This is a genomic window from Edaphobacter sp. (assembly GCF_035532915.1).
Classification (GTDB): Bacteria; Acidobacteriota; Terriglobia; order Terriglobales; family Acidobacteriaceae; genus Edaphobacter.
The window spans coordinates 1-11,929 of sequence record NZ_DATKQC010000045.1 but is presented as its reverse complement, the minus strand read 5'-3'; the positions used below and the strand labels follow the sequence as shown (position 1 = coordinate 11,929).

Here is an 11,929-nt window from a genome sequence, read left to right as displayed (position 1 = left end):
AGGTTTGCTGTACTTTTTTCATTCGCTTTTATGCCACTGGTTGCAAGCGCTCAGCAGAGGGGCGCTACGGTTCATGGAACAGTTGCCGACCCGGATGAGGCCGTGATTCCTGGTGCAACGGTCACACTGACGCCTGCCTCCGGCAAGCCTCTGGTCACGCAGTCACAGAGTGATGGGACCTATGTGCTTCACAATGTACCAGCCGGCACTTATTCAGAAACAGTTACGATGCAGGGCTTTGCGTCGTTCGTGAAGCTGGGCATAAAGGTCAATGCGGGCCAGTCGCTCGCGATGGATGCCAAGATGGACATCCAGGCTCAGCAGCAAGAGGTGCAGGTCACCGCGCAATCCGCACAGGTCAGCGTCGACGCTGATAGCAACGCCAGCGCCACCGTCATCAAGGGAAAGGATCTCGATGCACTGTCGGATGATCCGGATGAACTTTCTTCGGAGTTGACAGCGTTGGCAGGACCTTCAGCCGGTCCCAATGGCGGCCAGATTTACGTTGATGGATTTACCGGCGGTCAGTTGCCGCCAAAATCTTCGATTCGCGAGATCCGCATCAATCAGAACCCCTTTTCTGCTGAGTTCGATAAATTGGGCTATGGACGGGTGCAGATCTTCACCAAGCCCGGCACAGATAAGCTTCACGGCTTCTACCAATTGTCCGGAAACACATCGTCGTTCAACTCCGGTAATCCGTTGCTCAATGCCAACATAAGTCCCGGACAGACCCCTATCACCCAGCCGCCCTATCACACGATCTTTATGTTCGGCGACATCAGCGGGCCGCTCTCGTCGAATGCCTCGTTTACCATGTCAGGATCGCACCGGTCGATTCAGGACAACTCCATTGTGAACGCGACGATATTGTCGTCGCTGGCAAGTCCGTGTCCTTCGGGCCAGGTCTCCTGCTCTTTCTTGTACGCTAACCCCACGCCGAATATAAGGACCGACATTAGTCCTCGTATCGATGTCCAGTTGGGCGAGAAGAATACGTTGACGACGCGGTTCCGGTACGAAGACAGCGATCAGTCGAACCAGGGCGTCCTCAACCTTAGCCTGCCTCAGACCGCGTACAACGCTTCCAGTTCTGAAATTACGGTTCAGATGACGGACACCCAGGTCGTGAGTTCGCGAGTGATCAACGAGACGCGCTTCGAATACGAACGAGATCACAGCTCGCAGAACCCGTTGAGCACGGGCCCTTCCATCGTTGTGCAGGGTAACTTCACCGATGGCGGCTCGGCCAACGGCACCTTCTCCGATAACCAGACCCACTTCGAGCTGCATAACTACACCTCGATCCAACTGCAGAAGCACTTTATCCGGATGGGCGGCCGGTTGCGATCCACACGAGACGCGCAGACTTCCGATGCCGGCAGCAATGGTACCTTCACGTATAACTGCCTTCTCACTGCGGATTGCGCCCCCGACAAAACGACAGGCGCTAGATACTCTTTTCAGAGCAAACTTCCCAGCCAGTTTGTCAGAACGAACATCAAAGTTCCTTCGGTGAATGCGACTATGGTCGATCTCGGTGTCTATGCCGAGGATGACTGGAAGCCGATATCGAAGCTGACCTTCAGCTACGGCATTCGTTACGAGACGCAGAACCGTCTCGGCGAGCACCATGACATCGCACCACGCCTGTCGTTCGCCTATGGGCTGTGGGGCAAGACGCCAAAGACCGTGCTGCGTGGCGGCTTCGGAATCTTCTACGATCGCTACGATCTCGGCAGCATCCTGACAGCGGTTCAGTTGAACGGAGTCAACCAGCAACAAACCACATTGGCGCATCCCGATCCTGCTACCTGTTCGCCGACCAACCTGAGCGGCTGTACGGCGGGAACCCCGGGCGGCGAGACGACAGTCGCGGCTGCGTCGAACATGCGTACACCGTACTCCATGGAGTTTGCCATCGGAGCCGACCAGCAGCTCTTCAATGGTGCTACGCTCTCCGTCAATTATCTGAACACGCGCGGCGTACATCAGTTTCTGAGCCAGAATATCAATGCGCCGACCTTAGATAGTCAGGGCAATCTGGTCTATCCGACACCTCCGACTGACGGAAGTGCGCCCGCTGTCATCAAGCAATATCAGTCTGAAGGTGTCTACCGGCAGAACGAGCTGATTGTGAACCCCACTATCCGCAAGAGAAACTTCACTCTCTTTGGATACTATGTTTTGAACTTCGCGAAGTCCGATACCGGCGGCATCAACTCCTTCCCATCCCAGCCTTACAACATCGGTGCCGACTATGGGCGCGCGACGTTCGACAGGAGAAACCGCCTCTTCCTGGGAGGTAATGTCACGCTGCCCTACAACATCTCGCTCAGCCCGTTCATCATTGCCTCTTCCGGAACACCCTATAACGTAACCCTGGGCCAGGACCTCAATAACGACAGTATCTTTAATGACCGCCCTGCCTTTGGCGCTGCCAATGGCATTGCAGCCGGTCAGCCGGGATCGAATACCATCGCGGGATGCGGCAGCTTTGTCGGACCGGATCCCAACAACCCGACGGCCGCTTTCGTTCCCATTCCGATCAACTACTGCACTGGCCCCGCGTTGTTTGTGGCCAATATTCGCGCCTCGAAGACCTTTGGATTCGGTCCGTCCACCAGAACCCAGAATCAGGGCGGTCCCGGAGGTGGAGATCACGGCGGTCACGGTGGACATGGCGGGCCTGGCGGTGGCGGCAGAGGTTTCCGCAGTGCCGGCAACACCGGCAAGAAGTACAATGTGACGTTCTCGGCACAGGTTCAGAACCTCTTCAACAACGCCGACTATGCGACGCCGAACTCGTCGCTGGGCTCGGCAAAACTGTTCGGCAAGTCCACGCAGTTAGCTGGCGGTCCTTACACCAGCAGCTCGTCGCTTCGTCGGATCTCTCTCAACATGTCATTCAACTTCTAACGATTTCGGCCTGAGAAAAGAGGTGCGATCATCATTGATCGCACCTCTTTTCGTTAAGCGAATCTTGTACAGGTCACGGATGCTGAATATCCGGTTGTGCTATGACGACTGTCTTGGAGTTGAGGAACTCGCGCATCCCTGCGGCGGAAAGTTCGCGTCCGTAGCCGGAGCGTTTGATGCCGCCGAAGGGCAGTCGCGGATCGCTGGCGACCATCGCGTTGACGAAGACAGCCCCACACTGCAGTTCTCGCGAAAAACGCTGTTGCTCGTTCGAGTCGTGCGTCCAGACAGAGGCACTCAGGCCAAAGGGAGTGTCGTTTGCCAGGCGGATTGCCTCATCCAGATTCGTCACGCGAAAAAGCATAGCGACTGGGCCGAAAAGCTCTTCTCGATAGACGACCGAAGTGCGGGGTACGTCGACGAGCACGGTTGGCTCGAAGTAGTTGCCCTCGCCGACCATGCGCTCGCCACCGGTAAGGATGCGCGCACCGGCACTGGCCGCGGCTTTTACCTGTGTCTCAAGCTCGTCGACGATGCTGGCTGTAGCGAGCGGCCCAATGTCCGTGGTGTCCTTCATCGGATCGCCGACGTGCATGCTCTCCATTCCCGCGACGAAGCGGGACTCGAACTCGTCGTAGATCTCATCGGCGACAATAAAGCGTTTGGCGGCGATACAGGACTGGCCGCTGTTCACGCAACGGGCGCGAACGGCAGTCTCGATGGCGAGACCAAGGTCGGCGGATGGCATGACGATGAAGGGGTCGCTGCCGCCCAGCTCGAGTACGGATTTCTTGATGAGCCAACCTGCCTGCGCGGCCACCGCGCGGCCAGCGGGCTCGCTTCCGGTTACGGTAACGGCGGCGATCCTCTCGTCGTTCAGCACAGACTCGACTTGGCGCGAGTCGATCATCAGGGCCTGAAAGGTGCCTCGCGGAAATCCTGCGCGCCGGACTAGCGCCTCGATGGTGAGGGCGCATTGGGGAACGTTGGAAGAGTGCTTGAGCAGCCCGACGTTTCCTGCCATCAATGCGGGCGCGAGAAACCGGAAGACCTGCCAGAAGGGGAAGTTCCATGGCATGACGGCCAGAACGACGCCGAGCGGGTCCCAGCGGACGTAGCTGTCGTTGCCGTCGATTGGGATCGGTTCAGGGGTGAGGATGCGGGCGGCGTTCTCCGCATAGTAGCGGCAGGCGGCGGCGCACTTCAGCACCTCCTGTCGCGCTGTGTGCAGCGGTTTGCCCATCTCCTCGGTAATGATGATGGCGAGGTCTTCGGTCTCATGCTCGAGGATCGAGGCCAGCTTCCTCATACAGAGCGCGCGGTGCTCGAGCGGGACCGACTGATAGGCCTCGAACGCCTCGGCGGCGAGGCCGATTTTCTGGCGGATCGCTTCGTCCTCAAGCGGATCGAAGTGACGGAGGAGTTTGCCGTTGGCGGGATTGATGGATTCGATGGCCATGCGTATAGGAGCGTCTACACTGATGTTAGGTTAGCAAGGAGCGGTGGGGCATGTGCCATAATTTGACTATCCCGTCAGTCTCTCCGTGCCAAATGCGGAATAAGGAATAAGGATAACGAGCCGAATGCAGGGCAATCCAATCTTTATGGAAAAAGCGATCGCGCTGGCGACGGAAAATGTCACCTCGGGACGCGGCGGCCCTTTTGGCGCGGTGATCGTCCGCGATGGCCAGGTCGTTGCCACCGGCGTAAATCTCGTTGCTGCCACCAATGACCCTACGGCGCATGCGGAGGTGACAGCCATTCGCAACGCGTCAACAGCTCTGGCGACGTTCGATCTGGCGGGCTGCGAGATCTATTCCAGTTGCGAGCCTTGCCCGATGTGCCTGGCGGCGATCTACTGGTCGCGCTGCGATGCGATCTTCTACGGCAACACCTCGACGGATGCTGCGGCTGCGGGCTTCGACGACGCGTTTCTCTATGAAGAAGTGAAGCTCCCTTTGAGCCAGCGCCGAATTCCGACGATAAACCTGTTACGGGAGCAGGCAATCTCTAACTTTGAGGCTTGGCGCAAGTACGCCGGCAGAATCGATTATTAAGTTATGGCGACGAAGAAAAAACAGGTAGCGAAGAAGAAACAAGCCGGTTCGACGGTAAAAGTGGCGCTGCTCGGGTTTGGAACGGTGGGCAGCTCGGTGGCGCGCGTATTGGCTGCGTCGAAGTTTCCCGGCATAGAACTGACCCATATCTTCAACCGCGATGTTCAACGCAAGCGGACCTCTGCTGCAGCCAAGGCAGTTCCTGCGTCTGTTATCTGGACTGAAAACATCGATGACATCCTGAACTCGAAGGCCGAAGTCGTCGTCGAGCTGATGGGCGGTCTGAACCCTGTTGAGGGTTGGCTGCGCAAGGCGCTGGCGTCGGGCAAATCGGTGGTTACTGCAAACAAGCAGTTGATTGCCTATAGGGGCGCGAACCTTGCCAAACTGGCTGCGGCGAACAATGTTCACCTGGTTTATGGAGCTGCCGTGGCTGGCGGTGTGCCCGTGATTCCGGGGATGCTGCAGGGGCTTGGTGGCGATCAGGCGACGCGATTGAGCGGTATCCTCAACGGGACGTGCAACTACATCCTCAACCGGATGGAGGGCGGCGCAGACTACACCACCGTGCTGGCGGACGCACAGCAGTTAGGCTATGCCGAGGCCGATCCGTCGGCCGATGTGGACGGCTTCGATGCTCGGGCCAAGCTGTGCATTCTGTCGCGCATCGCGCTCCATGCCGAGCTCGATCCCGATGCGGTGACGACCCAGACCATCTCGACGATCGAGGCAATCGATTTTACCTACGCGAAGGAGCTGAACTGCACGATCCGGCAGGTCTCGCAGGCAGAGCGAAACGGCAAGGCCGTTCATGCCCGGGTCGCTCCGATGCTGGTGCCGCTAAGTTCGCCGATGGCGTGGTCGCATGGCACGCAGAATATGGTGGTCGTCAGCGGACGATTCGGCGGCGACGTGGTCTTCTCCGGGCACGGCGCAGGCGGGGAGCCGACAGCGGTTGCAGTCGTCTCCGACCTACTGGCCGTTGCGCAGGATTGCAGCGCGGTGCAGTTGCCGATACGCAAGCGGGAAGTGACCGACGAGTTCATGGCTCCGCACTATCTTCGTTTCGTGGTGGACGACAAGCCCGGCATCGTCTCCGCCATTGCCGGCGCACTGGCGAAGGTGGGCGCCAATATCGATTCGCTGCTGCAAACCCCAGGTCACCCGAAGCATCGTCTTCCCTTTGTAGTGACGACGGAGCCTTCTTTGACCTCGACCATCGAGAAGGCCATGAAGGCGATCGCCAAGCTGGACTGCATGTTGGAAAAGCCTTTGTGCCTGCAGATCCTCGTGGCGGACGACAAGCCTGAATAGTTTTGGGGCTTCGCTGTGCCGCTTACGGTGTGGTTGAGCTATTAGTAATAGAACTTGTACTTTGCCCAGTTCCGTTCGGGGCTTTGGGCCTCTGAGCAGTTATGTAGCAGGTAGATTTTTTTGCGTTGTTCGAATGGCATGGCCAGCGGATGGTTCATGTCTCCGACGATCTGCACCTTCTGGCATAGGTTCTGGAAGTGCTGCGGCGGGTCGCCGGAGATGACGATGAGCACCTTCCCTCCTACATTGTGCGGCCCCCAGAGCCAGTAGTTGTTGTGGCCGCTGACGACGGGGGGAAGATCGTGGCCGAGGAAGTCCAACGCTCCCGCCTCTCCGTAATTGTCCGCGATGATCCCCACCTGCGCCCGGTCCTCGGGAGAAAGCCGCTCGACGGCAGCAGTGATCTGATCGACCTCTTCCTGCCATCCGAAGCGATCGGCGTAGAACTGCGGCAGTATCGCCCGCCTTCCGCTCTCGCTATCGCTGTTTGGCAGATGAAGGGCGTGGGCATACTTCAGGAAGGCTGCGGGCCGAAGTATCGGATTGCCGGCGGGAAGGAAGACGGCCGATAGCACGATGACGACGACGGTGAAGATCGGCCACGCAATCGCCCGGTCTGTTTGCACCCTCGCATTGGACGCGAAGCGTTGCTGCCATGCGACGCCTCCTGCGGCGAACAGGAAGGGATAGATGGGCGCGACGTAGTAGTCCTTAGCGCCGAGGGCGACCATGGCGACGAGGAAGATGCAGTAGGTGAGGCCCAGCCAGCGCTGCTCACGCTGCCGCAGCAGGCGGACGAGCCCAGCGATCCAGACGAAGGCCCCGAGGATACCGAGGATGAAGATCTGGTTGGCGAGGAAGGGCAGGGGAGCGAGCCGGGTATTTTTGCCATGCACGCGGCCGTTATGCAGAAACTCCAGCGTGGCCCAGTTGTGATGCATCTGCCATAAGAGATTAGGCAATGCGATAAGCACCAGAAGAGCGACTCCCCATGCGGCGTATCGCGTGAAAAGAACTTTGCGTTGCCGGGTGAGCAACAGGGCAAGCGCAAGGGCGATGAGGAAAAAGGTCATTGACGGCTTGTTGAGCAGGCCAAGTCCGGCGGAGATGCCGAAGACCGTCCACCAGAGGCGCGGGCTGCTGCCGCGAAGGATCAGGATGAGTGCGAGGATGCATGGCATCCAGAAGGCGGACTCCCAACTGTTCATGGAGAGGAAGCCGTCGAGGGCGAGGTAGATAGGCGCGGTGAGGACGAAGAGCATGGCCAGCGACTGCGCGGAGCGGCGGCCCCCGAGCGCCCAGCAGAGCAGGCCGGTAAGCGCCACGCGAATAGCTCCGCCGAGTGCAGAGAGCAACCGGATGCCCAGGAGAGAGTGGCCGAAGAGTGTCTCGGCAACCCGGGCCTGCACTGCGACCAGTGGCCCCTGGTCCACATAACCCCAGGCAAGGTGGCGCCCGCAGGCGATGTAGTAAAACTCGTCGCGAAAGTAGCCATAGCCGATGTGGTGCTGCCAGAGCGCAGCAGCAATGTGGAAGACAAGCTTGATGGCTGCGAAGACCAGTGCCAGCCGCAGCGCGGGCCGCAGCGTTGGGTCTGACGGTTGAATGACGGTTGTCCGGGTCACTATGAGCAAGATACGTCAAGACATGCCCAATGTTCCCGGGTTTTTATAGGAAAGAAGTGGTGTAGCCACTGGTGCGCGAGAGGATGGAATGCACCGAAAAAGAGAACACCCGAACTTTTGATGGCTCGGGTGTTCTCTTGCGAATTGATTTTGTTTTAGTACTTCGGCAGCGATGGGTCGATCTTCTCTGCCCACGCGGTGATGCCGCCGGTCAGATTGGAGACGTTGGTGAAGCCAGCCTGTTTGAGCGCCAGGGCAGCCTTCTGGCTGCGTCCGCCGGTCTTGCAGTGGACGACGATCTCGCGGTCCTTCTGCGCGGCCAACTCGCCGACTCGGTTAGGAAGCTCGCCGACTGGAATCAGCGGTGCGCCGATGTTGACGATCTGGTACTCATGCGGCTCGCGGACGTCGAGGACGAAGACATCTTCCTTGGCGTCGAGCTTCTGCTTCAGCGCCTCGACCGAGATCTGCGGAATGCCGTCGACCACGGGCAGGTCAGCAACCGCCTTGTCACGGGCAACCTCGAGCGGGCCGACCGAGGTGGGCTTCTCGATGCCGCAGAACTGGTCGTAGTCAATCAACTCGGTCAACGTCGGGTTGGCGCTGCAGACCGGGCACTCGGGGTTCTTGCGCAGCTTGAGGGTGCGGAAGTTCATGCCCAGAGCATCGACCAGCAACAGACGGCCGATGAGGGGCTCGCCGATGCCGAGAATCAGCTTGATGGTCTCGGTGGCCTGAATCACGCCAAGCAGGCCTGGGAGAATACCCAGCACGCCACCTTCGGCGCACGAAGGAACGAGACCCGGCGGTGGCGGCTCGGGATAGAGGCAACGGTAGCATGGGCCAGCGGGCGCACCGAAGATGCTGGCCTGACCCTCGAAACGATAGATGGAGGCGTAGGCGTTGGGCTTGCCCAGCAGGACGCAGGCATCGTTAACCAAATAGCGGGTCTGGAAGTTGTCAGTGCCGTCTGCGATGACGTCGTAGTCCTTCAGGATGTCGAGCGCGTTGGCGCTGGTCAGCATCGTGTTGTGCTTGATGACGTTCAGGTTGGGATTGAGGCCCTTGAGCATCAGCTCGGCTGAGTCGTTCTTCAACATGCCGACGGTGGCGGTGGTGTGGATGATCTGGCGCTGGAGGTTGCTGGTATCGACGACGTCGAAGTCGACCAGGCCGATGGTGCCGACTCCGGCAGCGGCAAGATACATGGCGAGCGGGGCGCCGAGACCGCCGGTGCCGATGCAGAGCACCTTGGCCGCCTTGAGCTTCTGCTGGCCTTCCATGCCGACCTCGGGCAGGATGAGGTGGCGGGAGTAGCGGGCGATCTCGTCGTTGGTGAGCTTAGGGAGTGCTACGGTCTCTTCGATGGCTGTGGGCATTGCTTTTTCCTTCGCGGCTACTTGGTGTTAATTCTAGATGCAGGAGCCGGGGGAAAGGCTCATCTGCGGGACGGACGATTGTCGCTGGACCGTGGAATCAACAGCTTGTGCCGCCTGCAATGGAAGGAATAATGGTCAGCTCGTCACGATCGGTAACGGCAGTCGCTTCTTTATCAGCAAGATAGCGGAGGTCATCGTCGTTGACATAGACGTTGACGAAGGAGCGAAGCTTGCCCTCGGGGGTGAAGAGGTGCTGCTTCAGTTCGGGGTACTTGATGGTGAGCTGCTCGAACACCGCGCTGACGGTCGCACCGGAGACAGTGACGGTTTCAAGACCGCCCGTGTAGGTGCGCAACGGTGTAGGGATGTGAATGTTCATGCTTGACCTTTCTATTTCTTCGCCTGAGCTTCGGCGATTTCAATCTCGATGGCTTCGTCTTCGAACTTCTTGTCTTCCTCGGTGGTGCCAGTGAGCAGGAAGGAATTTGTCAGGGCCGCTTTGCCGTTTTCGACGCTGGTGATGATGTACGAACAGCCCAGCCAGTGGGCTTCGGCAAAGTCGGTCGGCGACCACTGCGCCGGGTGGTCGGGGTGCGAGTGGTAGAAGCCGACGATATCGAGCCCGAGGCCGCGCGCCTGCCGCTGGATCTTCACCAGCTCCTGCGGTGCGATGTTGTAGCGGTTGTGGGCGGAGTCGGTGCGCGTGTTGCCGGCGCGAACGAGCTGCTGGACACGGTTTCCCGTTTCCGGCTCATTTTTGCCCAGCAGAACGCCGCAGCACTCGTGCGGATAGATCTCCTCGCCGTGCGTGCGCAGGGCTTCGTAGTCGGCATAGCTGATCTGAAGCACTTCGGTTACTCCTCCTGCCAGAAACGTTCGCTCATATATTTTTCAGCCGAGTCGGGAAGGATCGTCACGATGACGGCTTCACGTTCGGCCCTGGCCTCCTGCTCACCGATCTGGAGTGCCGTGGCGACGGCCGCGGCTGCGGAGATGCCGACGAGGATTCCCTGATTGCGAGCGAGGTCTTTCACCATTTTATAGGCAGTCTCGGTCGGCATCTCGACGTTGGCGTCGGCGAGGCTGGAATCGTAGATGCGTGGCACAATGGCGGTCGGCATGAACTTGAGCCCTTCGAGGCCATTGAAGGGGGAATCGGGCTGCATGGAGATGCAGCGAATGTCGGGGTTCAACTCGCGCAGGCGGCGCGTGGTGCCCATAAACGTCCCGCTGGTGCCCAGTCCGGCGACGAAGTGGGTGATGCGGCCCTCGGTCTGCTCCCATATCTCGTTGCCCGTGGTGCGGTAGTGGGCCTTCCAGTTCTCGTCGTTGGAGTACTGGTCGGCATAGAAATATTTATCGGGTTCGGCTGCCGTCATCTCGCGGGCCTTACGAATGGCCCCGTCGGAGCCGTCGGCGGGGTCGGTCCAGATGACGTTGGCGCCATAAGCCGCGAGGTAGCGCTTGCGCTCGGGCGAGACGTTCGAGGGCATGCAGAGCGTAACCGAGAAGTCGAGCGCCGCGCCCAGCATGGCGTAGGCGATGCCAGTGTTGCCGCTGGTGGCGTCGAGCAGGCCACGGCTGGCTGTCAGCAGGCCACGGCGCTGTGCGTCCATGACGATGGCCGAGGCGGCGCGGTCTTTGACGGAGCCGCCGGGATTCGTCCACTCGGCCTTGCCGAGGATCTGGACCCCCGAGAGGTGAGGTGCCAGGCGTTCAAGCCGTACCAAAGGCGTGTTGCCGATGCGTTCGAGAATGCTGGTGCCGAGCGATTTGGTAAGAGTGATCATCTATTTCCGTTTATTGGCCTGTGCCTGCGCAAGAGCGCGGATTGTAGGAGAAGACCGAATGTGCGACAGTTAAGATGAGTCTAACTTATGGCAAAGAAGAGCCCGCAACGAAGTTTCAACGATGTCCTTTCCCTCTTGGGCAATCAGCGATTTGATGTAGCACCCGCGCAGGAGGGTGCAAAGCGTACCCCCAATGCCTTTCAGGTGCGCAAGAACGGCTGTGCCGCGGAGATTGCCGCTGCTCCCGATGGCACGGTGATGATGCTGTCGCACCCCGGCTGGGTGCTGAACGGCGAGATTTCAACTCTGCTCGACAAGGGCTACCAGAAATTCCTCAAGACCAGCCACGTGGAGATTCCGGCCACGGCGGATAAGCTGCGCGCCATCCACGAGTTCAGCGAGGAGCTGAATGAGGCGACCGGCGCGACCAGCCTTTACAACGAATCGCTGGGGACCACGAGCGATGTGTACATGTACGATCGGGTAAAGGGCCGCGCCTAGCAGCGTCTGCTCTGCTTCATCTTCTTTCCGCCTCATCAGGGGGTGGACTCATGCTCCAGCTCTTCATACAGCTTGTCGCCGACCGCCTTGTGAGTAGCTGTCGAAGGGTGTCCCGAGTGGTAGTAGACGTATGCCGCGGGGCTGGCGCAGGGGGTTGCGTCCTGGTGAAAGATCTCGCGTCCCGCACAGGCATCGGTCGTATTGGTGATGCCGTACTGCGCGTGGTGTGCCATCACATCGTCATAGAACGGTCCCCACTGGCTGAGTAATATCTGCGCCCCGGTAAGCTGCGGTGAAAGCTCCTCCGGAATGCGTGCAATCTCGGGATTGAGGCGTATGCCGAC

General features: G+C 59.4%; 10 protein-coding genes and 1 pseudogene. 4 read left to right on the top strand and 7 right to left on the bottom strand.

Annotation, left to right across the window (positions count from 1 at the left end):
- Window positions 1-30 precede the first annotated feature (30 nt).
- Entirely contained in the window at window positions 31-2,919 is a 2,889-nt protein-coding gene (locus tag VMU57_RS02270; protein ID WP_325380367.1) for a TonB-dependent receptor, read from the top strand.
- A gap of 73 nt (window positions 2,920-2,992) precedes the next feature.
- Here the strand turns inward: VMU57_RS02270 and VMU57_RS02265 are convergent, their stop codons facing one another.
- Window positions 2,993-4,378, bottom strand: a complete 1,386-nt coding sequence (locus VMU57_RS02265) for an NAD-dependent succinate-semialdehyde dehydrogenase (RefSeq protein ID WP_325380365.1) — start codon at window positions 4,376-4,378, stop codon at window positions 2,993-2,995.
- 124 nt (window positions 4,379-4,502) lie between these two features.
- Between VMU57_RS02265 and VMU57_RS02260 the strand changes: the two genes are divergently transcribed.
- Window positions 4,503-4,976 carry a nucleoside deaminase gene (locus VMU57_RS02260; protein WP_325380363.1) on the top strand — a complete coding sequence of 158 codons (474 nt, stop codon included), beginning with the start codon at window positions 4,503-4,505 and terminating at the stop codon, window positions 4,974-4,976.
- Between the two features lie 3 nt (window positions 4,977-4,979).
- The gene (locus VMU57_RS02255) at window positions 4,980-6,290 is read left to right on the top strand and encodes a homoserine dehydrogenase (protein WP_325380361.1); all 1,311 of its coding nucleotides are present in this window, start codon (window positions 4,980-4,982) and stop codon (window positions 6,288-6,290) included.
- Between the two features lie 41 nt (window positions 6,291-6,331).
- Here the strand turns inward: VMU57_RS02255 and VMU57_RS02250 are convergent, their stop codons facing one another.
- The 5 genes from VMU57_RS02250 to VMU57_RS02230 form a co-directional block, all read right to left on the bottom strand.
- Entirely contained in the window at window positions 6,332-7,915 is a 1,584-nt protein-coding gene (locus VMU57_RS02250) for an ArnT family glycosyltransferase (RefSeq protein WP_325380359.1), read from the bottom strand.
- A gap of 155 nt (window positions 7,916-8,070) precedes the next feature.
- Window positions 8,071-9,294 carry a molybdopterin-synthase adenylyltransferase MoeB gene (gene moeB / locus VMU57_RS02245; protein ID WP_325380357.1) on the bottom strand — a complete coding sequence of 408 codons (1,224 nt, stop codon included), beginning with the start codon at window positions 9,292-9,294 and terminating at the stop codon, window positions 8,071-8,073.
- Between the two features lie 97 nt (window positions 9,295-9,391).
- Complete coding sequence (locus VMU57_RS02240) at window positions 9,392-9,673, bottom strand: MoaD/ThiS family protein (RefSeq protein WP_325380355.1); 282 nt, start codon at window positions 9,671-9,673, stop codon at window positions 9,392-9,394.
- An 11-nt stretch (window positions 9,674-9,684) separates the two neighbouring features.
- Complete coding sequence (locus VMU57_RS02235; protein ID WP_325380353.1) at window positions 9,685-10,143, bottom strand: M67 family metallopeptidase; 459 nt, start codon at window positions 10,141-10,143, stop codon at window positions 9,685-9,687.
- 5 nt (window positions 10,144-10,148) lie between these two features.
- On the bottom strand, window positions 10,149-11,084 hold the full coding sequence (locus tag VMU57_RS02230) for a cysteine synthase family protein (protein WP_325380352.1): 936 nt from the start codon (window positions 11,082-11,084) through the stop codon (window positions 10,149-10,151).
- Between the two features lie 87 nt (window positions 11,085-11,171).
- Here VMU57_RS02230 and VMU57_RS02225 point away from each other — a divergent pair, with 87 nt between their 5' ends.
- Complete coding sequence (locus tag VMU57_RS02225) at window positions 11,172-11,585, top strand: hypothetical protein (protein WP_325380350.1); 414 nt, start codon at window positions 11,172-11,174, stop codon at window positions 11,583-11,585.
- Window positions 11,586-11,620: 35 nt separating this feature from the next.
- Here VMU57_RS02225 and VMU57_RS02220 read toward each other — a convergent pair.
- Window positions 11,621-11,929 (bottom strand): annotated as a pseudogene (locus tag VMU57_RS02220) (GDSL family lipase); the annotation flags it as partial.